At 57.0% G+C, this 22457-nt stretch carries 22 protein-coding genes; 10 read left to right on the forward strand and 12 right to left on the reverse strand.

Translation table 11 applies throughout. The annotated features are described in order from the left end of the window. Positions 1-49: 49 nt before the first annotated feature. Genes xdhC through guaD form a run of 4 tightly spaced genes read right to left on the reverse strand, consistent with a single transcriptional unit; the run spans position 50 to position 5936 of the window. The gene (xdhC, locus tag AC6I8C_RS09435; protein ID WP_266305926.1) at positions 50-826 is read right to left on the reverse strand and encodes a xanthine dehydrogenase accessory protein XdhC; all 777 of its coding nucleotides are present in this window, start codon (positions 824-826) and stop codon (positions 50-52) included. Further along, positions 813-3179: a xanthine dehydrogenase molybdopterin binding subunit gene (gene xdhB, locus AC6I8C_RS09440; protein WP_497822292.1), complete on the reverse strand. Its 2367-nt coding sequence runs from the start codon at positions 3177-3179 to the stop codon at positions 813-815. The genes xdhC and xdhB overlap by 14 nt, the downstream gene beginning before the upstream one ends. After that, positions 3169-4611 carry a xanthine dehydrogenase small subunit gene (gene xdhA, locus AC6I8C_RS09445; protein ID WP_497822293.1) on the reverse strand — a complete coding sequence of 481 codons (1443 nt, stop codon included), beginning with the start codon at positions 4609-4611 and terminating at the stop codon, positions 3169-3171. The genes xdhB and xdhA overlap by 11 nt, the downstream gene beginning before the upstream one ends. After that, positions 4608-5936, reverse strand: coding sequence for a guanine deaminase (gene guaD, locus AC6I8C_RS09450; protein WP_497822294.1), 1329 nt, complete (start codon positions 5934-5936; stop codon positions 4608-4610). The genes xdhA and guaD overlap by 4 nt, the downstream gene beginning before the upstream one ends. A 401-nt stretch (positions 5937-6337) precedes the next feature. On the opposite strand from guaD, the gene ydfG reads away from it, so the two are divergent. Next, positions 6338-7084: a bifunctional NADP-dependent 3-hydroxy acid dehydrogenase/3-hydroxypropionate dehydrogenase YdfG gene (ydfG, locus tag AC6I8C_RS09455; RefSeq protein ID WP_033733008.1), complete on the forward strand. Its 747-nt coding sequence runs from the start codon at positions 6338-6340 to the stop codon at positions 7082-7084. A gap of 31 nt (positions 7085-7115) precedes the next feature. Here ydfG and AC6I8C_RS09460 read toward each other — a convergent pair whose 3' ends face one another. Then, on the reverse strand, positions 7116-7442 hold the full coding sequence (locus AC6I8C_RS09460) for a YnfA family protein (RefSeq protein WP_041457218.1): 327 nt from the start codon (positions 7440-7442) through the stop codon (positions 7116-7118). A 133-nt stretch (positions 7443-7575) separates the two neighbouring features. Between AC6I8C_RS09460 and AC6I8C_RS09465 the strand changes: the two genes are divergently transcribed. Next, complete coding sequence (locus AC6I8C_RS09465; protein WP_013357904.1) at positions 7576-7899, forward strand: DUF1283 family protein; 324 nt, start codon at positions 7576-7578, stop codon at positions 7897-7899. Positions 7900-7944: 45 nt separating this feature from the next. Continuing rightward, entirely contained in the window at positions 7945-8241 is a 297-nt protein-coding gene (locus tag AC6I8C_RS09470) for a DUF1161 domain-containing protein (RefSeq protein ID WP_497822295.1), read from the forward strand. A 39-nt stretch (positions 8242-8280) separates the two neighbouring features. On the opposite strand, the gene AC6I8C_RS09475 is transcribed toward AC6I8C_RS09470, so the two are convergent. After that, positions 8281-9747: an MDR family MFS transporter gene (locus AC6I8C_RS09475; protein ID WP_497822296.1), complete on the reverse strand. Its 1467-nt coding sequence runs from the start codon at positions 9745-9747 to the stop codon at positions 8281-8283. 392 nt (positions 9748-10139) lie between these two features. Between AC6I8C_RS09475 and AC6I8C_RS09480 the strand changes: the two genes are divergently transcribed. The 4 genes from AC6I8C_RS09480 to osmV are packed head-to-tail and all read left to right on the forward strand — an operon-like array spanning position 10140 to position 13578. After that, positions 10140-10856, forward strand: coding sequence for an ABC transporter permease (locus tag AC6I8C_RS09480; protein ID WP_013357908.1), 717 nt, complete (start codon positions 10140-10142; stop codon positions 10854-10856). A gap of 17 nt (positions 10857-10873) precedes the next feature. Further along, the gene (locus AC6I8C_RS09485) at positions 10874-11785 is read left to right on the forward strand and encodes a glycine betaine ABC transporter substrate-binding protein (RefSeq protein ID WP_497822297.1); all 912 of its coding nucleotides are present in this window, start codon (positions 10874-10876) and stop codon (positions 11783-11785) included. Between the two features lie 9 nt (positions 11786-11794). After that, positions 11795-12442, forward strand: a complete 648-nt coding sequence (gene osmW, locus AC6I8C_RS09490; protein WP_497822298.1) for an osmoprotectant ABC transporter permease OsmW — start codon at positions 11795-11797, stop codon at positions 12440-12442. Next, entirely contained in the window at positions 12442-13578 is a 1137-nt protein-coding gene (gene osmV / locus AC6I8C_RS09495) for an osmoprotectant ABC transporter ATP-binding protein OsmV (protein ID WP_013357910.1), read from the forward strand. The genes osmW and osmV overlap by 1 nt, the downstream gene beginning before the upstream one ends. Positions 13579-13849: 271 nt before the next feature. On the opposite strand, the gene AC6I8C_RS09500 is transcribed toward osmV, so the two are convergent. The 4 genes from AC6I8C_RS09500 to AC6I8C_RS09515 all read right to left on the reverse strand — a co-directional run bounded on the left by AC6I8C_RS09500 (position 13850) and on the right by AC6I8C_RS09515 (position 18460). Then, entirely contained in the window at positions 13850-15226 is a 1377-nt protein-coding gene (locus AC6I8C_RS09500) for a nucleobase:cation symporter-2 family protein (RefSeq protein ID WP_497822299.1), read from the reverse strand. Positions 15227-15406: 180 nt separating this feature from the next. After that, positions 15407-16105, reverse strand: a complete 699-nt coding sequence (bioD, locus tag AC6I8C_RS09505) for a dethiobiotin synthase (protein WP_497822300.1) — start codon at positions 16103-16105, stop codon at positions 15407-15409. A gap of 113 nt (positions 16106-16218) precedes the next feature. Continuing rightward, positions 16219-17436 carry a sugar metabolism global transcriptional regulator Mlc gene (gene mlc, locus AC6I8C_RS09510; RefSeq protein WP_497822301.1) on the reverse strand — a complete coding sequence of 406 codons (1218 nt, stop codon included), beginning with the start codon at positions 17434-17436 and terminating at the stop codon, positions 16219-16221. Positions 17437-17566: 130 nt separating this feature from the next. Then, positions 17567-18460: a LysR family transcriptional regulator gene (locus AC6I8C_RS09515; RefSeq protein WP_497822302.1), complete on the reverse strand. Its 894-nt coding sequence runs from the start codon at positions 18458-18460 to the stop codon at positions 17567-17569. Between the two features lie 95 nt (positions 18461-18555). Between AC6I8C_RS09515 and ynfM the strand changes: the two genes are divergently transcribed. The 3 genes from ynfM (at position 18556) to AC6I8C_RS09530 (ending at position 21697) form a co-directional block, all read left to right on the forward strand. Continuing rightward, positions 18556-19806, forward strand: coding sequence for a multidrug efflux MFS transporter YnfM/SxtP(Kp) (gene ynfM, locus AC6I8C_RS09520; RefSeq protein WP_497822303.1), 1251 nt, complete (start codon positions 18556-18558; stop codon positions 19804-19806). A 159-nt stretch (positions 19807-19965) separates the two neighbouring features. Continuing rightward, positions 19966-20226, forward strand: coding sequence for a hypothetical protein (locus AC6I8C_RS09525; protein WP_497822304.1), 261 nt, complete (start codon positions 19966-19968; stop codon positions 20224-20226). A gap of 286 nt (positions 20227-20512) precedes the next feature. Then, positions 20513-21697: a sugar transporter gene (locus AC6I8C_RS09530; RefSeq protein ID WP_497822305.1), complete on the forward strand. Its 1185-nt coding sequence runs from the start codon at positions 20513-20515 to the stop codon at positions 21695-21697. Positions 21698-21775: 78 nt separating this feature from the next. Here AC6I8C_RS09530 and bhsA (AC6I8C_RS09535) read toward each other — a convergent pair whose 3' ends face one another. Continuing rightward, positions 21776-22033: a multiple stress resistance protein BhsA gene (gene bhsA / locus AC6I8C_RS09535; RefSeq protein ID WP_013357918.1), complete on the reverse strand. Its 258-nt coding sequence runs from the start codon at positions 22031-22033 to the stop codon at positions 21776-21778. Between the two features lie 37 nt (positions 22034-22070). After that, entirely contained in the window at positions 22071-22328 is a 258-nt protein-coding gene (gene bhsA / locus AC6I8C_RS09540; RefSeq protein WP_013357919.1) for a multiple stress resistance protein BhsA, read from the reverse strand. Positions 22329-22457: the final 129 nt, after the last annotated feature.

Raw genomic sequence — 22457 nt, forward strand, 5'->3', positions numbered from 1 at the left:
GATGGGCATCGCAAAGTCTTATCCTGACAGGTTGCCGCGAAAGCGCAACTCAGGCGATTTGCTGCTGATACACGCTGATGATTTCACCGGCAATAGCCACCGCAATCTCGGCGGGCAGCTTGCCTTTAACGTCCGGCAGGCCAATCGGACAGCGCAGGCGCGCCAGCGGCTCGCTGGCCACACCCTTGCCCGCCAGCCGGTAGCGGAAACGCTGATTTTTCGTCGCTGAACCGATGACGCCGGCATAGCGAAAGTCGCCGCGTTTCAGCACCGCTTCGCACAGTTCAAAGTCGAGCGGATGATGATGGGTCATAATGATGAAGTAACTGCCCGCAGGCGCCTGGGCGACACAGTCGAGCGGGTCGTCCGGCTGCAGTGTGACGACGCCAGACGGAACGTGGCTGAACTGATCCGGACGACTGTCGATCCAGTTTATGTGACAGGGTAACGTTGCCAGCAGATTCACCAGCGCCTGTCCGACGTGGCCCGCGCCAAACAGATAGATTTCCGGCTGTGCCTGTAGCAGCGGCTCAAACAGCAGCGTGGTTTTGCCGCCACAGCACTGTCCGAGCCGCGCGCCGAGACTGTAATCCTCGGTGTGTGGCGCAGTTGCTCCACTTTGCAGCATCGCTCTGGCCTGAGCAATGCACGCAAACTCCAGATGACCGCCCCCGATCGTGAGAAAGCTCTCCTGCTGCGTGACAACCATTTTGCTGCCGCTATCACGCGGCACCGAACCATGCTCACTGAGCACGGTAATTAATACGCAGCTCTGGCGTTTTTCACGCAGCTGATGCAGCACGCCGATCCAGTCATGGTAGATCATCAATGGCTCCCATCAGGCGCTGTACGCCCCAGAAGATCCGCTCCGGCGTAGCAGGCGCATCCAGCCCCGGGTGCTGACGGTAATCGTCAATGCTGGCGACCGCATCCTGCAGCGCGCACCAGGCGGCTATCCCTAACATAAACGGCGGTTCGCCAACGGCCTTGGAGTGGAACACCGTGTCTTTCGGGTTTTTGCGGTTCTCCACCAGCGTCACCCGCAGATCAGCCGGGACATCGCTGATGGCAGGAATTTTGTAGCTCGCCGGACCATCGGTCAGCAGCTGTCCTTTGTCACTCCACACCAGCTCTTCGCAGGTGAGCCAGCCGACGCCCTGGACAAAGCCCCCTTCAACCTGGCCGATGTCGATAGCCGGGTTCAGCGAGGCGCCGACGTCATGCAGGATATCGGCACGCAGCAGGCGGGATTCGCCGGTTAAGGTATCGATCACCACCTCGCAGCAGGCAGCCCCAAAGGCGTAGTAGTAGAACGGCGTGCCGCGCCCGGCCAGCCGGTCGTAATGAATGCCCGGCACGCGATAGTAGCCGGTGGCGGAGAGCGGCACCTGATTGAGCCAGGCCAGCTTTGCTACCTCGGCAAAGGTGTAATGCTTTTCGCCAGCCCGCACTACTCCGTTGCGGAAGCTCACCGATGACGCATCGCACTGATGCAGCTTACAGAGCATGGCGGTCATACGGTCGCGCAGGATTTCCGCGGCATTCTGCGCCGCTTTACCGTTGAGATCAGCGCCGCTGGAGGCCGCCGTCGGCGAGGTGTTGGGCACTTTGCCGGTGTCGGTGGGGGTGATCTGGATTTTATCGGTCTCAATCTGCAGCACTTCGGCGACAATCTGAATCACCTTGGTGTTGAGGCCCTGGCCCATCTCGGTGCCGCCGTGGTTAAGCTGCACCGTGCCATCGGTGTAGATCAGGATCAGCGCGCCCGCCTGATTGAGGAAGCTGGAGGTAAAGGAGATGCCGAATTTTACCGGCGTCAGCGCCAGGCCGCGTTTCAGCAGCGGACTGCGGGCGTTAAACGCCGTGATTTCCGCGCGGCGCATCTGATAGTCGCTGCTCAGCTCCAGCTGTTCAGTGATCTCATCCAGCAGATTGTCCTCTACCTGCTGGTGGTAATGGGTGATGTTGCGCTCCTGCTTGCCGTAATAATTACGCTTGCGCAGCGCCAGCGGATCCAGCCCACGCTCGCGGGCGACATGATCCATAATCTGTTCAATCGCCACCATGCCCTGCGGCCCGCCAAAACCGCGATAGGCAGTGTTCGAGGCCGTGTTGGTGCGGCAGCGGTAGCCGGTTACCCGCGCATCGCCGAGATAATAGGCGTTATCGGCGTGGAACATGGCACGATCGACAATGGATCCGCTCAGATCCAGCGAATAGCCGCAGTTACCGGCCAGATCGATTTTGATGCCGCACAGACGCCCGTCCTCTTCCACGCCCGCGTCGTAGCGCACAAAGAACGGATGCCGTTTGCCGGTCACGCGCATATCGTCACGGCGTGAAAGTCGCATCTTCGCCGCCCGCCCGGTCTGGCGCGCCACGATAGCGCAGAGGCAGGCAACCCCCGCTGCCTGCGTCTCTTTGCCGCCAAAGCCGCCACCCATCCGGCGCATATCGATGGTTACCTGATTCAGGCTGATGCCCATTACTTCCGCCACCAGCTTCTGCACTTCGGTGGGGTTCTGAGTCGAGGAGAAAACCTGCAACTGCTGATCTTCGCCAGGAACGACCATCGCCGTCTGGGTTTCCAGATAGAAATGCTCCTGACCGCCAATATGAAACGATCCGCTGACCCGATGCGGCGCACGCGCCAGTGCCGCGTCCACGTCACCGCGCTGATGGATGTGCGGTTCCTGCACAAAGCTGCCCTGCGCCAGCGCCTGCTCCACATCCAGCAGCGGTTCCAGCACCTCATACTCAATCACCGCCGCGGCTGCGCCAAGACGTGCAGCGTCCGGCGATTCCGCCGCCACAGCGATCACGATCTGCCCCAGATACTCCACCTTGTCATGGGCCAGCAGCGGATCGCCCGGCTCCAGCGGGCCAACATCATTAATGCCCGGCACATCCTGCCAGGTTAAGACGCTGACAACGCCAGGAATGGCATAACAGGGCTGCACATCTATGCGCAGGATGCGCGCATGCGCATGTTCACTCAGGCGCGGACAGAGGTGCAGCAGACCCGGCAGTTCAGGCTTGTCGTCGATAAAACGCGCTTCGCCGGAGACATGTTTTTCCGCGCTCTCATGACGGTGACTGTGACCCACGCCGCTCTGTAAATCCGCGGCATACTGCGCCTTAATCACCTCTTCGTTGAGTTCAGGACGGTTATGAGACATAGCGGGAGACCTCAAGACAGGTTATTTCGCCGTTATGGCGATGCCAGTAGCGGCGAAGCAGATTGCGTGCCACCTGAAGGCGGTAGTCACTGCTGGCGCGGAAATCAGAAAGCGGCTGGAAATCTTCAGCCAGCGCGGCGGCTGCCCGTGACACGGTCACGGCATTCAGCGGCTGACCGACCAGCGCCTCTTCACAGTGCCGGGCACGTTGCGGTGTGGCTGCCATGCCGCCAAAGGCGATACGGGCGGAACTGACAATGCCCTGTTCCATTTGCAGGTTAAAGGCAGCGAACACGGCAGAGATATCATCATCCAGCCGCTTCGAGATTTTCCATGCCACGAAATCAGGTGACACCGTCACTTTATCGATGCGAATCGCGCGGATAAACTCCCCTTTTTCCAGCTTCGTCTGGCGATAGCCGGTAAAGAACTGGTCAAGCGGCAGGCTGCGCTGCTGCTCTCCGTGCTGCAATAGCAGGCTGGCATTGAGGGCCAGCAGCACCGGCGAGGCGTCGCCTATCGGAGAGGCGTTACCAATGTTGCCGCCGAGTGTCCCCTGTAAACGGATTTGCAGTGAAGCAAAGCGCTGCAGCATCTCACTGACGCCGGGAATGCGGCTGGCAAGAAACTCGCTGACCTGCTGCAGCGAGGCGCCTGCACCCAGCAGGTAGTGATCATCAAATTCGCTGCAGACTTTCAGCGCAGTGACCTGCTCCAGTGCAATCAGCAGCGGTATTTTTTTATGCTGCTGGGTGATCTGCAGGCTGAGATCGGTGCCGCCCGCAATCAGCTTCGCGTCGGGATGCGCCTGATAGATTGCCGCCAGCTGGGACGGGGTTTTGGGCAGAAAGCAGCGATGGCCCTCATCGCCTATTTCCTGCATTTCCGGGGTGGCCAGCGCCTCGAGCCGCTGTACGGTGCTGGCAGCACTGTGATCGAACTGGTCATTGACCGGCTGCGAGCAGAGCTGTTCTGCGGCTGCCATGATTGGCCGGTAGCCGGTGCAGCGGCAGAGGTTGCCGGCCAGTGCGGTTTCCGCCTGATGCCGATCCCAGCCCGCTGCTTTTTTTTGCAGGCTGAACAGCGACATCACAAAGCCTGGCGTACAGAACCCGCATTGCGAACCGTGGCAGTCAACCATTGCCTGCTGCGCCGGGTGCATTGCGCGACCGTGACGCAGATCCTCAACCGTGATCAGCTGCTTGCCCTGTAAGGCGGAGACCAGCGTCAGGCAGCTGTTGACCGTTTCATACTGCATCTCTCCCTCAATAGCTTTGCCCAGCGTGACGCTGCAGGCACCGCAGTCGCCGGAGGCACAGCCCTCTTTGGTGCCAGGCCGATGCTGACGGGTGCGCAGATAGTTAAGCACGGTGAGATTCGGGTCGAGCGCGTCTTCGCTGACCAGCTGATTGTTTAACAGAAACTGGATCATGCGGCTTGCTCCTGTGCATCGCGCTGCCAGACCGGACGACCGCCGACCCAGGTCTGGGCAATGTTGCGGTCGTCGCCCAGCGTCATTAATACGAACAGCTTTTCCCAGATATCTTTGCTGTTGCCGATGCGGAGTTGCTGCAACGCAGAAACCGCCGGATCGAGCACCACAAAGTCCGCCTCTTTGCCAACCCTGAAATTACCGATTTCATGGTCGAGATCCAGCGCACGCGCCCCGCCCAGCGTGGCGTGATAAAAGGCTTCGGCAGCGCTGAGCCGGTAGTGCTGCAGCTGGCCCACCTTGTAGGCTTCGCCCAGTGTCTGCAGCATATTAAAAGTGGTGCCTGCGCCGACATCGGTGCCGATCCCCACTTTCACACCCTGCTGCCAGCTGCGTTTGATGTTAAACAGGCCGCTGCCGAGGAACAGGTTTGAGGTGGGACAGAAGGCAATGGAGGAATTGGTATCGTGCAGACACTGCCACTCCTGCTCTTCCAGATGAAGGCAGTGCGCAAAGACGCTGCGGCGACCGGTAAGCTGGTGATGATGATAAACATCCAGATAACCCTCGCGCTCCGGGAACAGTTCTTTCACCCAGGCAACCTCCTGCGGGTTTTCGCTAAGATGAGTGTGCAGCCAGGTATCCGGGAACGCCTGACGCAGCTGCTGCACTTTTTCCAGCAGCTGCGGGGATGAGGTCGGCGCAAAGCGCGGCGTCAGCGCATAATTCAGCCGTCCACGTTTGTGCCAGCGCTCAATCAGCGCTCGCGTCTGCTGGTAGCTCTGTTCCGGGGTTTCGATGAGATTGTCGGGCGCATTGCGATCCATCATCACTTTGCCGGCAATCAGCCGCATGTTCAGGGCTTCGGCGGCGCTGAACAGCGCGTCGACGGATTGCGGATGCACTGTGCCAAACACCAGCGCGCTGGTGGTACCGTTGGAGAGCAGCTGATGCAGGAAAAAGGCGGACATCTTTGCCGCGTGATCCGGGCAGTGATACTGCGCTTCAACCGGGAAAGTGTAGTGATTCAGCCACTCCAGCAGCTGTTCGCCAAAGGCACCAATCATCTCCGTCTGCGGATAGTGAATATGGGTATCGACAAAGCCCGGCACAATCAGTTTGCCGCGCAGATCGGTCACGGTATGACCTGCCAGCTTCGCCTCGCTGTTCTCCCAGCTATCCAGCCCAATTACGTGTCCGTCACGCAGCAGCAACACCCCATCCTCCAGATAGCGAGCCTTTCCGGTCAAATCGTCGGGATGATCCACCACGCCAGTGAAGTCAAAGAAGCTGGCGCGTATCGCCGTATCGGTTGCTGATAGCATGGTATGTCCTTTCTGAAAGCGCGATTGATTATCTGCAGAGGAATCTCTGTTAAAAACCCTGCAACCTGCGTGCCAGATCTGGAATGAAATAAAAACCTTAAATATCAGTAAATTAATAAAAAAAGAGTGCGTTGCGCAACAAAAGTGGCCTCCGGCAGCGTCGCAACCGTTTGCGGATCCGATGCAAACGGTTGCGATTCGAGATCGCGCCGATAGGTTAACCTGAGTATGGCCTGCCACCCGACAATCTGCCCTTTTACGGTGCAGGCTGCCCTGAAAAGGCGCAGCGGGATACCCGTTAAAATCCGTTTACAGGCCAGTCTGCTTTTCCACGCGCAGAAGCAGAAACGAAATGCTATGGTGAAGCCATCGACTCTGAAAATGGCATAAGGAACAGTGAGATGATTATTTTTGTCACAGGCGCGACCGCCGGTTTTGGTGAAAGCATCACCCGCCGCTTTATTGAGAACGGTCATAAAGTGATCGCCACCGGACGCCGCGCTGAACGTCTGAAAGCGCTGAAGGATGAGCTGGGCGACAGCCTCTATACCGTGCAGCTGGATGTGCGTAACCGTGCCGCTATAGAAGAGGCGGTGGCACAGTTACCGGCAGAATGGCGCAATATTGACGTGCTGGTTAACAACGCCGGTCTGGCGCTGGGCATTGAGCCTGCACACAAGGCTAACGTCGAAGACTGGGAAAATATGATCGACACCAACACCAAGGGGCTGGTCTATATGACCCGCGCCCTGCTGCCTCAGATGGTGGAACGGGATGTGGGTCATATTATCAACATCGGTTCCATTGCCGGCAGCTGGCCGTATGCCGGTGGCAACGTTTATGGGGCGACCAAAGCCTTTGTGCGTCAGTTCAGCCTGAACCTGCGTACCGATTTACACGGCACCGCGCTGCGTGTGACCGACATTGAGCCGGGTCTGGTTGGTGGCACTGAGTTCTCCAACGTGCGCTTCAAAGGCGATGATGACAAAGCAGGTCAGGTCTATGAGGGCGCTACCGCCCTGACGCCGGAAGATGTGACTGAAGCGGTCTGGTGGGTCGCCACACTGCCTAAGCATGTCAATATCAATAGCCTGGAAATGATGCCGGTCAGCCAGACGCTGGCGGGCCTGAAAGTGCATAAGCCGTAAGCCTCTGCCGCGCCAGCCATCACGGCTGGCGCTAGCCGCGTCCCCAGCCCAGCACAATGATCAGCATGCCGCTGAAGGCAATCAATGCACCGCTCCAGTCCCACGCACTTAACTTCACGCCATCCACCACCCGTAACCAGAGCAGTGCGGTCAGCACATAGACACCCCCATAGGCGGCATAGACCCGTCCACTGGCGGCAGGATGCAGCGTCAGCAGCCAGACAAACAGCGCCAGACTCGCCGCGGCGGGCAGTAACAGCCACGCCGATCCGCCTTTTTTCAGCCATAGCCACGGCAGAAAGCAGCCGGTGATCTCCGCCAGCGCGGTAATAAAAAACAGCAAGGCGGTCTTAATCAGCACCCTTACCTCTCCTGAACGTAAACAAACGACTCACCGCTGGTGAGCAAAGAAACGGCGATGATATACTATGAGTACTCGCTGCAACAGCCGTCCCGGATGGCGATGTTTGCGTTAACTAAAGGAAATTGTGATGAAAAAAATGATCCCTGCCGTGCTGATGGTGCTGCTCTCCACAGCGGCGTTGACTGCCACTGCGAATACTAATCGTCTGATCATTGAAGATGGCAGTTCTGCGCTGAGCAATGAAGCAGCGCGTCAGGACAAAGAGCAATGGAATGACACGCGTATGCTGCGCAACAAAGTGAACACCCGCGTCGAAAAAGAGTTTGATAAAACCGATCGCGCCTTTGACACCCGCGACAAGTGCGAGCAGAGCCTCAATCTCAACGCGTACTGGGAACCTAACACCCTGCGTTGTCTGGATCGCCGTTCAGGTCGCCCGGTAGCGCCGTAAATTTGAGCTATAGTAATGACGGACGACTAACATAAGGAAGACGAGATGAAGCTACAGAGGGTTTTGTTAAGCGCGGCGTTTTTAGCTCTGCCGCTGATGTCACAGGCATCCTGTGAATCGGTGAAAGCTGATATCAGCCAGAAAATCATTCAGAACGGTGTACCTGAATCAGGTTTTAGTCTCGACGTTGTCGCCAACGATCAGGTTGATCAGGCGGGCGGTCAGGTCGTCGGACATTGTGAAAACGACACACAAAAGATTGTTTACAAGCGTACAGGCCGTGACGATGAAGCCAGCGTCCCAGCCAGTGCCGGCAGTTCTCAGGACGCGCCTGCACAGTAGTCAAATTCAAATCAGGGCGACATCCTGTCGCCCTGCCTGCTAGTCCGCCTGTTCCGGCCGCTGACGCGGCATCATCCATGCCACACCCACCGCAAACAGCGCAATCACCAGTGCCACGACGAACACCCAGTGCAGTGATGTCGCTATCGCCGCCACCATCTGCTGCAGGTTTTCCAGCTGCAACTGCTGGCGGCTGGGCTCGGACATAATCTGCTGCACCGGATCCTGCACCTGCGGCAGACGCCACTGCAGATTAAGATTCAGCACCGCCCCCATAATCGCCGTCCCCACCGCCGAACCCATCATCCGGCTGAACATGATAGACGCGGTACAGATGCCGCGAATCTGGTAGTCCGCCTGGTTCTGCACGGAGACCAGGAAGGTGGTGCTGGTCATCCCCATGCCGGTGCCAATCAGAAACGCCGTGAAGCCGGCCTGATAGAGGGAGCTGGCGGGCTGCAGGAACAGCAACAGGGCGCTGCCGGCGACCAGCAGCAGCGCGCCGAGCTGGGCAGTAAAGCGGTAGGAGGTGTGCAGCATCAATCTGCCACTCAGCGTGCTGGCCAGCGGCCAGCCAATCGACATCATTGCCAGCACACTGCCCGCCTGTAACGGTGAGCCGCCGCTGATCCCCTGAATCCAGGTGGGCAGAAACGCGCTGATGCCCATCATCGCCGCCCCGATAATCAGGTTACCCGCATTGCCTGCCACAATTAGCCGGCTGCGCCAGATCACCAGCGGAAACAACGGTGCCGCAGCACGCTGCTCGTGACGCTTAAGCTGCCAGCCCGCGAACAGAGAGAAAAGCAGGAACGGCACCAGCCAGAGGCCCAGTTGTTCCGCCTGCAACAGTGCAATCAACAGGGCCGTCACGCAAAGCATCAGCCAGCTGCTGCCCGCCAGGTTCAGCGGCTGCGATGACTCCTCTTTCTGATGCGCCGGTAACCAGCGTGCCAGCATCAGCATGCTGATCAGGCCAATCGGCAGATTGACCCAGAAAATCACCGACCAGCTAAAGTGCTGCACCAGCCAGGCGCCCGTCAGCGGCCCCACGATCGCCGCCACACCCCAGACACTGGAGAGCCAGCCCTGCACGCTGGCGCGTTCACGCGGCGAATAGATGTCGGCCACGATGGTGGAGCTGAGTGGCATGATGGCACCCGCGCCAAGGCCCTGAAAGGCCCGGAAAAGAATCAGCCAGGTCATGGTATGGGCGAAGCCACACAGCACCGATCCCACCAGGAAAATCGAGGTGCCGACAAAAAACATCGTTTTGCGCCCCACCATATCCGCCAGCCGCCCATAGAGCGGCACGCTGACCGCCTGAGTCAACAGATAGATGGAGAAGACCCAGCCAAACTGCGAAAAACCGCCAAGGTCAGCAATGATGGTCGGCATCGCGGTGGCCACAATCGTGACTTCAATGGCCGCCATAAACATCGCCAGCATGCAGGCGATTAAGATCCAGTGGCGATGTCTGGTCTGGAGTTGTGCGCTGTCAGTCATAGGGTTCCTTTTTTAATCTGCAAGGCTAGCTGAAAAACAGCCAGTGCAGTTTCCCACGTGTGCGCCTTTTCTGCGCCATCTGTGACGGTGTAACATAAAGTCGATGAATTTTTTTTATTGTCGCATTAGCCCAGCGGCTACGCGGCTTTAACACGCTTTTAACCTGTTCCTATCTACCTGATATATGGCTTAAAAGCTGGCTTGTGTAAAAAAGGCCTGCTATAGCATTACACCATCTTATTCGGTATTCACTGAAAAAGAGTGGATAAACAGTCATTTTATCTACATTTTATCGCAGTTTCGGTATTGGGCGCGGCGGCAGTTTTTGCCGTACCTGTCGGGCTGTTTATGGTTGTTATAACAATTGAGATCGTTATCAGGGAGATTCTCCTATGCAAAATGCTTCACTGGCCCGACGCGCCGGTCTGGCACTGCTTGCAGTGGTCGCGGTGATCGCGGTGCTGATCTGGGGCTTAGGCTGGGATCAGCTGGTCGCACGTAAAGTCGATCTGCTTTATCTCGGGCAACAACACCTTTTCTTAGTTTTCTGGTCAATGCTGTTCGCCCTGCTGGTCGGTATTCCCAGCGGCATCCTGCTTAGTCGCCCGTTTGCGCGTCGCTGGGCCGAGTATGTGATGCAGATTTTCAATGTCGGTAACACCCTGCCACCGCTCGCGGTGCTGGCACTGGCGATGGTTATTATCGGAATTGGCGACCGTCCGGCGCTGATTGCGCTGTTTCTGGCGTCGCTGCTGCCCATCGTCCGCAATACCTTCTCGGGTCTGAGCGCGGTTCCTCCGTCGCTGATTGAGGCCGCCAACGGCATCGGCATGACCAAATGGCAACGTCTGCGTCAGGTTGAGCTGCCCAACGCGATGCCGGTGATCCTCTCTGGCGTGCGTATCGCCACCGCTATCAACGTTGGCACCGCGCCACTGGCCTTCCTGATTGGTGCCAGCAGTTTTGGCGAGCTGATCTTCCCGGGTATCTATCTGAATGACTTCCCGACCCTGATTCTGGGTGCCGTTGCGACTGCGCTGGTGGCACTGGTTCTGGATATGATGCTGGCCGCGCTGGGCCGCTTTCTGAGTCCGCACGCTGCGGCCTGACCACAAGGAGCTTTGCAATGCTAACGAAGTGGATTAAGAAAAGCGCTGTCGCGCTGACCGCGACGCTGCTGCTCAGCCAGACGGCACAGGCGGCTGCCCCGCTGGTAATGGCAACCAAGAGTTTTACCGAACAGCATATCCTGTCAGCCATGACGGTACTCTGGTTGCAAAAGAAAGGTTTCGAGGTGGTCCCTAAACGCAATATCGCCACCACCATTGGCCGTAACGCGCTGCTGAATAAGCAGATTGATATGGTCTGGGAGTATACCGGTACGTCACTGATTATCTTCAACCACATCAGCCAGCCGATGTCTTCACAGCAGGCGTATGAGACGGTGAAACAGCTGGACGGCAAACTGGGGTTGGTCTGGCTGAACCCGGCGCCGATGAACAACACCTACGCCTTTGCCATGACTCAGGAACGGGCCAAAAAAGAGGGCATCAATACGATGTCACAGCTGGTCGCGAAAGTTGAACAGGTTCGTCAGTCTGACCCGGACCACAACTGGCGGCTGGGGCTGGACCTGGAGTTCGCGGGGCGTTCAGACGGCCTGAAACCGCTGCAGAAGACTTACAACCTGGCGCTGGATCGCCCGCAGATCCGTCAGATGGATCCGGGTCTGGTCTATAACGCCATTCGCGACGGATTTGTGGATGCCGGTCTGATCTACACCACCGATGGCCGGGTTAAGGGCTTTAATCTGAAAGTGCTGGAGGATGATAAACACTTCTTCCCGAGCTACAACGTGACGCCGGTCGTGCGTCAGGATGTGCTGGCGAGCCATCCAGGGCTGGAACCCGCGCTTAATCAGCTCTCTGCACAGATCACCAATGAGGCGATTACCGAGCTGAACAAGCGGGTCGATATCGACCATGAGTCACCGGAAAAAGTGGCACGTGATTTCCTTCAATCCAAAAACATGCTGTAAGGAGGCACTGTGGATACCCTTCACTACATCATGGATAACTGGAGCTCCCTGCTCACCCTGAGCTGGCAGCACAGCTGGCTGGTGCTGGTTGCGGTTGGTCTGGCCATTGTAATTGGCGTGCCGCTGGGCATTCTGATCGTGCGCGTCAGATGGCTGGCAACGCCGATTCTCGGTATCGCTACCGTAGTACTGACTATTCCGACCATTGCGCTGTTTGGTCTGATGATCCCGCTGTTTTCGCTGATCGGTCAGGGCATCGGTGCGCTGCCAGCCATTACCGCCGTGTTCCTCTACTCGCTGCTGCCGATTGTGCGTAACACCCACACCGCGCTGGAGAATCTGCCGGACGGTCTGCGTGAAGCGGGTCGCGGCATCGGCATGACCTTCTGGCAGCGTCTGCGCTGGGTTGAAATCCCGATGGCGCTGCCGGTGATTTTCGGCGGCATCCGTACCGCCGTGGTGATGAACGTTGGCGTGATGGCGATTGCCGCCGTGATTGGCGCGGGCGGTCTGGGCCAGCTGCTGCTGGATGGCATCAGCGGCAGTGATATTCGTATGTTAATTGCCGGGGCATTGATGATTTGTCTGCTGGCTATTTTTCTTGACTGGTTGCTGCATCGTTTGCAGCAGGCGCTGACTCCAAAGGGGATTCGATAATGATTACGCTGGAAAACCTGACGAAAACCTTTACTCAGAAAAACGGCACCACCAATAAAGCCGTCGATAACGTCAGCCTGCATGTGCCAGCCGGTGAGATGTGCGTGCTGCTGGGTCCATCGGGCTGCGGTAAAACCACCACGCTGAAGATGATTAACCGGCTGATTCCGGCCACCAGTGGCCGGATCCTGATTAATGGCGAAGACACCAGTACGCAGGACACAACCACCCTGCGCCGCAACATTGGCTATGTGATCCAGCAGATTGGTCTGTTTCCCAACATGACCATCGAGGAGAACATTACCGTCGTGCCGCGCATGCTGGGCTGGAATAAGAAGCAGTGTCATGAGCGTGCTACAGAGTTAATGAGCATGGTTGCGCTGGACCCTAAAAAGTTCCTGCACCGCTATCCACGTGAGATGTCCGGCGGTCAGCAGCAGCGTATCGGCGTGATTCGTGCACTGGCCGCGGATCCACCGGTACTGCTTATGGATGAGCCGTTCGGTGCTGTCGACCCGATTAACCGTGAAGTGATCCAGAATGAGTTTCTCGACATGCAGCGTCAGCTTAAGAAAACCGTGATGCTGGTGAGTCACGATATTGATGAGGCGCTGAAGCTCGGCGATCGCATCGCAGTATTTGGTCAGGGTAAAATCGTGCAGTGCGCCAGCCCGGATGAGTTGCTGGCTACCCCGGCCAATGAGTTTGTCGGCTCGTTTGTGGGTCAGGACCGTACGCTTAAGCGCCTGTTACTGGTGCAGGCGGGCGACGTAACCGATCAGCAGCCGACTATTACCGTGCGCCGCTCGACGCCGCTGGAAGAAGCCTTTGGCACCATGGATGAGAACGATATGCGGTCGATTACCGTGGTCGATGAGGATGGCAAACCGCTGGGCTTCGTGAAGCGTCGTGAAGCACGTAACGTCAGCGGCCGTTGTGAAGAGAAGCTGCACACCTTTAAGGTCACGGGTAAAGCCGAAGAGAACCTGCGTGTGGTATTGTCGAAACTCTATGAGCACAACACGGTCTGGATGCCGATTGTCGATGAAGAGGGTCGCTACAGTGGGGAGATTTCTCAGGATTATATTGCGGATTATCTAAGCTCGGGTCGAACCCGTCGTCGTCTGAATCCATAGTCCAGTCAGACGAAAGGGCCGCCATGGCCCTTTCAATCGCAGAGAAACCCTAATCTAGGTGAAACTGACAGCAATACAAAAGTTTAATGCGCAGGGAACTGGATCAGAAGAGGAAAGCGTCCCGCGCCATGGACAAAAACGCTCCCGGCATTTTTGTCCCTGGCCCGCTATGCTTTGCTACTGGCGTATGCTCCCATCGCTTTAATTTCTGTGTTGTCGGTAAGAAATACATTGATCCTTCTGTGTTTCTAAACTTCCTGATTATCTGCTTTTAACTTTCAGTCAGCGTTTCCGCCTCAACCTCGTCCACTACGTGTGCCTCGTCTGGCAGCACCAGATTGAGCACAATCGCCAGAATGCCGCCGGTCGTCACCGCGTGACCAAATAAATTGTTAATCAGCGGCGGGAACTGCTTCAGCACCTCCGGCACCGCTTCCACCCCCAGTCCAATTCCGAATGAGATCGCGACAATCAGCATCTCGCGACGGCCCAGCGGCGTCTGCGTCATCACCCGGATACCGGCAGCGACTACACTGCCAAACATCACCACTGTCGCCCCGCCCAGCACGGGCGGAGGGATCTGCTGCAACAGCGACCCGACATAGGGAAAGAGCCCCAGCAGCGCCAGCATAATCCCCAGCAGCATACCGACATAACGACTGGCAACACCGGTCATCTGGATCACGCCATTGTTTTGCGCAAACGTGGTGTTAGGAAAGGCAGAAAAGACTGCGGCCAGCACGCAGCTCAGGCCATCGGCAACAATGCCGCCCTGCAACCGCTGCTGAAAAGGTTTGCCGGTAATCGGCTGTTGTGAAATCAGGCAGTTAGCGGTGAGATCCCCGACCGCTTCAATCACCGCAATCACAGACACCAGCGCAATCGGCAGAAAAATGGTCCAGTCAAAGTCGAAACCAAACCGGAAGAAAGCTGGCAGCACCAGCCAGCTGCTCTCCGGCGCGGCCCTGAGTTGCAGATGACCCGTTAAGGCTGCTGTAATACATCCCACCGCAATGCCAGCCACCACCGCCATCAGTCGCGCCCAGCGGTTACGTGAGCGGTTCAGCGCCACGATAACCAGCAGCGTCAGTGCGCCCAGCGTCAGATTCCCCGGTGAGCCAAAATCTGTGGCGTTGTGACCACCTGCCCAGTCAGTGATGCTGACTTTAATCAGGCTGATGCCTATCAGGGTAATGACCGTACCGGTCACCACCGGCGTCAGCACTTTGCGCAGCGTGCCAACGCAGCGACTGATCAGAACCGGGATCAGCGCCGCGACCAGATTACAGCCAAACAGCATCGCCATAATTTCTTCCGGCGAGCCGCCGCGCCCTTTTACCATCAGGCCACCGGAGAGAATCACGCCCAGAAATGCGAAACTGGTTCCCTGCAGACAGATCATGCCCGCGCCAATGCCATAAAAACGTCGGGCCTGCATAAACGTGCCTAAACCGGAGACGAACAGCGACATGCTAATCAGATAAGGAATATAGGCCTGCAATCCCAGAACCGAGCCAATAATCAGCGGTGGTGTGATAATGCCCACCACGCTGGCCAGCAGATGTTGCAGCGCGGCAAAGAACGCCGGGACGGGGCCAATGCGGGCTTCAAGCCCATATAACAAACCTTTCTCGTGCGAGTGCGACATGGTGGTGCTCCGGCTCTGTGTGATAAGCGGAGTTAATGCATTTTCTGCGCCATGACGTCAGGGTTTCGCGACAGTCGATCCAGGTCTTTCAAATTTAAACAGAAATAGTTGCAGACAGTCCGGGATGGGCCTGAAACTTTAGGCTCACCCCGGACTCAGTTGGTTTGTTTTGTTTCTTAATCAGGCGATCTTTGCACTCAGAGCGTGCAAAGCATCCTGTTCCAGCAGTGAAATATCGACCCAGGACGTGAGATCGCGCTGTTCAGCGCGTGGCAGATAAGGCAGTTCTCCCAGCAGTGGCGCAGCAATTTTATCCTGCAGCACTTCAATAATGTCGCTGTATTGTGCCAGTCCCGGATTGATGCGGTTCGCAACCCAGCCCACCAGTGGCAGTCCATCCCGCGCTATCGCCTCTGCCGTCAGCAGAGCATGACTGATACAACCCGACTGGATGCCGACCACCAGCACCACCGGAAGCTGCTGCTCAACGACCCAGCAGGAGAGCGGACGTCCGTCGTTCATCAGGCTGCGCCAGCCGCCTGTGCCCTCAACTACCACGCGCGCGGCCTGCTGCGTCAGGCTGGTTAATCCCCGGGTCAGCAATCCGTAATCGATAATCTGCCCCGGATGGGTGCAGATCTCCTCTTCCTGGAAAGCCAGCGGATTGATCGCCAGATAGGGTAAGTCGATAGATGACGAACTTTGCAGAACCTGTGCATCTTTGTTACGCAGGCCATCAGCGGTTTTAATGGCACAGCGCGCGACGGGCTTGTAGCCCACAGCACTCTGTCCGGTCTGGATAAAACTTTGTAACAGCGCGCGGGACACCACCGTTTTGCCCACTGCGGTGTCGGTGCCGGTAACAAATAATCTGTTCACACAACTTCTCCTCTCGAACCGTTGCGGTTAATCGGTAATTAACCTTGCTGCGAAACGGCATTTTAAGGAATGAAGGATGAGAATGGATTGCGTTAGCGCAAGTTCAGGTCTGCTTAACCTTGCAACAGTTTCACTAACAGGTGCCCGTTGTAGAGTGCGTCTTTGATCAACGCGGCACCGCCCAGCGTTCCAGGCTCGCTGAATTCAGTGGGTGCCAGCTGAATGCCGGCGCTGTAGGCAGGCAGTGACTGCTGCAGAATAGTGTTGCTTACCGCGGGAAACAGTACATCAGCGGCGGCATTAAGAGGAGAACCGATAAGAATATGTTGTGGATTGAAGATGTTGACCATCATTGCCAGGATCCGCCCAACGTGATGCCCGACGCTGGCAATAGTGTCACGCGCCAGACGATCGCCCGATTGCGCGGCCGCACACAGTGACTGAAGCGTCAGCGGCTGGTTATTGAGCAGGCTGTCAGGCTGGGCAGGCAGACGCTGCGCCGCCAGCGCCAGCAAACTGCCGGTGCTGGCTACCGTCTCCAGACAACCATGATTCCCGCAGTAACACTGCTGACCATAAGGGTCGATCTGAGTATGGCCAATCTCGACCAGCGCCCGGCCGCTCTTATGCAGCAGCTGACCGCCACTGATGACGCCAGCTCCCACAGTTTCATCAATCACAATCTGAATCACATCCTGGGCACCGCGCGAGGCACCAAACAGCGACTCCGCCAGCGTCCAGGCTGAAATGTCGTGCTGTACAAACACCGGCAAGCCGGTTCGCGCCGCCAGTGCATCACCCAGTGGCATATCGCGTACCTGATAACCCGGCAGCCGATGCACCACGCCTGACGCAGCATTGATCAACCCCGGCAGCGTAATGGCGATGGCCGTGAGACGTTCCAGCTTCTTCTGATGACGAATAAAGAAAGCATCGACCTGTTCAATCAGCGAGGTCAGTAAGGGCTGTGTAGACTCATCGGGCAGCGGGAGACTCTCTTCTGCCAGCTCACGGCTGCTGAGATCGCGCAGCGTAAAGGTCATGGCGCCGCGATGCAGACGAATCGCCAGATAGTGCCAGGCGTCGGTATCCAGTATCAGGCCAATTGCCGGACGGCCACGGCTGCCGGGATCCTGAAACTCGGTCTCCTGCACCAGATGCGCATCCAGCATCTCACGCACAATTTTGGTTATGCTGGCCGGAGCAAGCTGAGCACGGCGGGAAAGTTCGATACGCGAAATGGGACCGTAACGGTCAATTAATCGATATACGACACCTGCATTGGTCTGCTTGATCTGGTCAATGTGGCCAGGTTGACTGTCCGGATTCACAACCCTGCTCCCGGTTATTTTCGCGCTTCTAAATAAACATGCGCCATGGTGAGGCAGATCAGGCGACAGCGTCAAATATTTGATTAGAAATGTGATTTATCGCACAGATTGATGCTGTGCCGCGCTCGCTTCAGGCCCGGTTTTCCCGCAGCAACGTCATCATATTCTCCATCTGTGCATTTATTTCGCGTCCGGCTGACCAGACCAGCCAGAGTTCTGAAATCGCATCCTCTTCCGTTAACGGCAGCCAGACCAGATCGGCCAGCCGCGCCCGGCGAAAAGAGGCGGGCAGAATGGAAACGCCTAAACCGGTTGCCACCAGCCCCAGGATGGTCATCGCCTCACCGACCTCCTGGGTGATGTATGGCTTGATGTGGTAGCGGTGCAGCAGTGCCAGTATGTCGCTATAGAGCGCGGTTCCGCCCTGAGGATCGAAAAAGACAAAGGGTTCAGCCGCCAGCGCCGCCACAGCGATCTTTTCAGCCTCAGCCAGCGGATGCGCCTTGTGCACCACAGCATAGAGCGGCTCGCTCAGCAGCAGCTGATGACGCAGGTCGGCGGGCAGCGGCGTGTTGCGCATCACGCCGAGGTCGAGCCGTCCGTCATGTAACGGGGCCAGCTGCTGGCGGGTATTAATCTCCTGCATCTGAATATGCACCTGTGGCCAGCGCTGCCGGAACCGGAAGAGCGCATCAGAAACGACAGCGGTAAAGGGTGCCGACGAGGTAAAGCCGATACGCAGCTCTCCCTCTTCACCACGATGCAGCCGGGCAGCACGATCGGCGGCCTGCTCAACCTGCAGGATTATCGTGCGGGCATCACTCAGCAGTTGCTGTCCGGCAGCGGTAAGCTGCACGCTGCGGTTGGTGCGATTGAACAGCCTTGCGCCGGTCTCCGCTTCCAGCTGAATAATCTGCTGACTGAGCGGCGGCTGGGAAATATTCAGACGCTGGGCTGCCCGCCCGAAATGGAGCTCTTCCGCCACCGCAATGAAGTAGCGCAAATGACGCAGTTCGATATTCATATTTTAAACGTCTTATTTGAGATTATTAATATATTAGACAGCATAATGCCGCTTTCCTAAGCTGACGACAGATTTTCTGACTGAGAGGAAGATGTGTGAGTCGCTCAATACAGGCAACAGTGGATGAGAAAGCGGTGACTGAACCGCAGGCGTCCGTTGCCGCAGCAGGTTATATCCGGCGGGGAACACCCGCTTTTATGCGCGTCACGCTGGCGCTTTTCTCTGCCGGGCTGGCGACATTTGCCCTGCTCTACTGTGTGCAACCGATTCTGCCGGTGCTGTCACAGCAGTTTGGTGTTTCTCCAGCGACCAGCAGTCTGTCGCTCTCTATCTCTACCGGCCTGATGGCGCTGGGCCTGCTGGTGACCGGGCCGCTCTCTGATGCCATCGGGCGAAAATCGGTGATGGTGACCGCTCTGATGCTGGCGGCCATCTGTACGCTGATCTCCGCCACCATGACCGGCTGGCACGGCATTCTGATTATGCGGGCGCTGATGGGACTGTCGCTCAGCGGTGTTGCGGCGGTCGGTATGACCTATCTTAGCGAAGAGATAGATGCGCGTGTGGTCGCCTTTTCGATGGGGTTATATATCAGCGGTAACTCCATTGGCGGGATGAGCGGGCGTCTGTTAAGCGGTGTCCTGACCGACCTCTTCTCCTGGCGCATCGCCGTGGCGGTGATTGGCTGTTTTTCGCTGGCTTCAGCACTGATGTTCTGGAAAATCCTGCCTGCATCGCGTCATTTCCGCCCTATTACGCTGCGCCCGCGCAATCTGCTGATTAACTTCCGGCTGCACTGGCGCGATCCGGGCCTGCCCTGGCTGTTTGCCGAGGGCTTTCTGCTGATGGGTGCCTTTGTCACCCTGTTTAACTATATTGGCTACCGTTTACTGGATGCGCCCCGGCATCTCAGTCAGGCCGTGGTGGGTTTGTTGTCGGTGGTCTATCTCACCGGCTCGTGGAGTTCACCTAAAGCCGGTGCGCTGACCAGTCGCCTGGGACGTGGGCCGGTGATGCTGGGCGCGACAGCCATCATGCTGCTGGGTTTGCTGGTCACTGCCTTCGACTCGCTCTGGCTGATTCTGCCCGGAATGATGCTGTTCACCGCCGGCTTTTTTGCCGCCCATGCGGTCGCCAGCGGCTGGATTGGTCCCCGTGCACGCCGGGCGCGTGGGCAGGCTTCGTCACTCTATCTGTTCAGCTACTATGTGGGTTCCAGCGTGGCGGGCACGCTGGGCGGTCTGTTCTGGCATAATTTTGGCTGGAGCGGAATCACGCTGTTTATCAGCGTCCTGTTAATCCTGGCGCTGCTGGTTGCCTGGCGTCTGCATAGTAAAAGACTCTGACTGATTTCTCTCATGCCAGGCCCAGGCAGGCCTGGCAGCTTGTCACGCTGAACAACCCCTTCAGATCCATAACAAACAAATCGTGCTTTTCCCGCTATAATCCTTTTTATTGTAATAAATCATCTGCTTTGCCTTTTAACACGGCAACAAGGAACGCCTGTGGCTATCTACTACTACGTTAATAAACAATCGGGATATAACGATAATCATGTTGTTCATTCTGCGGGCTGCCCCCATCTTCCCGACATGGATAACCGACTGTTTCTGGGCAGTTTTTATCATGTGAATGCCGCTATTCTGCAGGCCAAAAAATATTATGCGGGTGCCATCGGCTGCGAAAACTGCTGTCCGCTTAATCACAGCGACCCGCAGGCCAGTCAGCTCAGCGTGGCCCTGAAACATACTCCGCCATCGCGTTAATCGGCAGGACAGCCCGGAGGTAAAACGCTTCCCGCTGTGCTGTTCAATTACATTCTGCCTGAAGGAAACCCCCTGCTCTGAATGATGTCTGCACCGCATCGAACTTGATAACCTCAGGCTATCGCCCTGTCACAGGGCGATAATAAAAAATCAGCAATAAAAGGCGTTTATAAGGTTTCGCTTCCCGCTTTATTCACTACAATGGTCAGTAATTTGTGACGCAGGTCACTTTCGCTGGATGTTTCTGCCACATCCGATTTCGCTGTACTGACTGACTTGACTCCTCATGCAACCAACAACTGTTTCACGTAAAACTGCCTGGCTACGCGTGGTATTGCTGGCCATCGCCGCATTTGTTTTCAATACCACCGAGTTCGTGCCGGTTGGCCTGTTATCTGATATCGCTGCTGACTTTTCAATGCAGACGGCTGATGTCGGGATCATGCTGACCATCTACGCCTGGGTCGTCGCGCTGCTTTCACTGCCGCTGATGCTGCTGACCCGCAATATTGAGCGACGGCTGCTGCTGGGCGTGCTGTTCCTGATATTTATCGTCAGCCACGTGCTTTCAACCGTCGCCTGGGATTTCCGGTCGCTGATGGTGTCGCGCGTCGGCATCGCCCTGTCTCATGCGGTGTTCTGGTCGATCACCGCCTCGCTGGCGATTCGTGTTGCCCCGGCGGGTAAGAAAACCCAGGCGCTGAGTATGCTGGCGACGGGTACCGCGCTGGCGATGGTGCTGGGCGTGCCGATAGGCCGCGTGGTGGGTCAGTATCTTGGCTGGCGCACCACTTTCGGCGCGATTGGTCTGTCGGCACTGGTGCTGATGATCATGCTGGTGCGTATTCTGCCGCGCCTGCCAAGTGAGCATACCGGCTCGCTGAGCAGTGTGCCGATGCTGTTTCGCCGTCCGGCGCTGGTCAGCATGTACCTACTGGTGACGCTGGTGGTGACCGCACATTACACCGCCTACAGCTATATCGAGCCATTCATGCAGACCGTTGCCCACTCCAGCGGCAATTTCACAACCCTGCTGCTGCTGCTGTTTGGTTCAGCGGGCATTGTCGGCAGCCTGCTCTTCAGTACGCTGGGTAACAAATTTCCTTCCGCCCTGCTGATTGCCGCCATTGCGCTGATCACCCTTTGCATGGGCCTGCTGATCTTTGCCGCCGTTCGCCCTGCCGCTATCTCCACGCTGTGCGTTGTCTGGGGAGTGGCGATGATGATGATCGGGCTGGGTATGCAGGTGCGGGTGCTCTCGCTGGCACCGGATGCCACGGATGTCGCGATGTCCCTGATGTCCGGCATCTACAATATTGGTATTGGCGCGGGCGCGCTGCTGGGCAATCAGGTCAGTATCCATCTGAGCATGGCGGAAGTGGGGAATGTCGGTGGGATGATTGGTCTGGTGGCGTTGCTGTGGTGTGTTTATATTTTCCGGCGCTATCCGCAGTTACGCAGCAACGGATAATCAGCGCCAAACCAAATAAAAAAGGCTTCAGATAAGTGGGTTTATCTGAAGCCTGTTTAAGGTTATTTATAGCGCCTGTTACTTATAAAGAATGGCTGTGCCATGCAGGTTGTTGCTGCCAGAGGTCGAAGTGATGCGGAAAGACTTTGCGCCGACATCGCTGGCCTTCTCTGACAATTGCTGCTCCAGCGAGGTCAGATTCGTACTGCCCGTTGCGCTGATGACACCGATTTTTTGCTGATCCAACGGGGTGCTGCTCACCTGTTGGGCCGCCACGCTGGCAAAGGAGAGGCCACTTAGCACCGCCGCCGCCACCATCATATTGATACGTTTCATAACGAACCCCTTCTCACATTATCTGATGAACTGCCTGTTACTGATAGATCACAGCCGTGCCGTGCAGTTTGTTCTGACCGCTGGTTGAAGTGATGCGGAATGATTTCGCACCGGCTTCATCCGCTTTGGCACTCAGCTGTGCTTCAACAGAACTCAGGTTGGTGCCACCCAGTACTGAGATGGTGCCAACGGGCTGCTGATTAGCCGGTTCGCTGGTGACGAGATCAGCGGCAGATGCGCCAAAAGCCAGGGTAGTGAGTGCCAGTGCTGCCAGGGTGGTTTTGATGGTTTTCATAATATTCTCTCTGTTCGGTATTTGAATTCGGTGTGTCTGAATTGGGTTGTCGCTATTTAGTTAACGACCGTTAAATAAATGATAGACCTCGATCTGGTTCGTCGTCAATATTTATTTAATGAGCGTTAT

It is taken from the genome of Pantoea sp. X-Soil-YNGN-844, assembly GCF_059730595.1.

Coding starts and splice junctions, on each gene's coding strand:
- xdhC (WP_266305926.1), bottom strand. CDS start 826: ATGATCTACCATGACTGGATCGGCGTGCTGCATCAGCTGCGTGAAAAA.
- xdhB (WP_497822292.1), bottom strand. CDS start 3,179: ATGTCTCATAACCGTCCTGAACTCAACGAAGAGGTGATTAAGGCGCAG.
- xdhA (WP_497822293.1), bottom strand. CDS start 4,611: ATGATCCAGTTTCTGTTAAACAATCAGCTGGTCAGCGAAGACGCGCTC.
- guaD (WP_497822294.1), bottom strand. CDS start 5,936: ATGCTATCAGCAACCGATACGGCGATACGCGCCAGCTTCTTTGACTTC.
- ydfG (WP_033733008.1), top strand. CDS start 6,338: ATGATTATTTTTGTCACAGGCGCGACCGCCGGTTTTGGTGAAAGCATC.
- AC6I8C_RS09465 (WP_013357904.1), top strand. CDS start 7,576: ATGAAAAAAATGATCCCTGCCGTGCTGATGGTGCTGCTCTCCACAGCG.
- AC6I8C_RS09470 (WP_497822295.1), top strand. CDS start 7,945: ATGAAGCTACAGAGGGTTTTGTTAAGCGCGGCGTTTTTAGCTCTGCCG.
- AC6I8C_RS09475 (WP_497822296.1), bottom strand. CDS start 9,747: ATGACTGACAGCGCACAACTCCAGACCAGACATCGCCACTGGATCTTA.
- AC6I8C_RS09480 (WP_013357908.1), top strand. CDS start 10,140: ATGCAAAATGCTTCACTGGCCCGACGCGCCGGTCTGGCACTGCTTGCA.
- AC6I8C_RS09485 (WP_497822297.1), top strand. CDS start 10,874: ATGCTAACGAAGTGGATTAAGAAAAGCGCTGTCGCGCTGACCGCGACG.
- osmV (WP_013357910.1), top strand. CDS start 12,442: ATGATTACGCTGGAAAACCTGACGAAAACCTTTACTCAGAAAAACGGC.
- AC6I8C_RS09500 (WP_497822299.1), bottom strand. CDS start 15,226: ATGTCGCACTCGCACGAGAAAGGTTTGTTATATGGGCTTGAAGCCCGC.
- AC6I8C_RS09515 (WP_497822302.1), bottom strand. CDS start 18,460: ATGAATATCGAACTGCGTCATTTGCGCTACTTCATTGCGGTGGCGGAA.
- AC6I8C_RS09530 (WP_497822305.1), top strand. CDS start 20,513: ATGCAACCAACAACTGTTTCACGTAAAACTGCCTGGCTACGCGTGGTA.
- bhsA (WP_013357918.1), bottom strand. CDS start 22,033: ATGAAACGTATCAATATGATGGTGGCGGCGGCGGTGCTAAGTGGCCTC.
- bhsA (WP_013357919.1), bottom strand. CDS start 22,328: ATGAAAACCATCAAAACCACCCTGGCAGCACTGGCACTCACTACCCTG.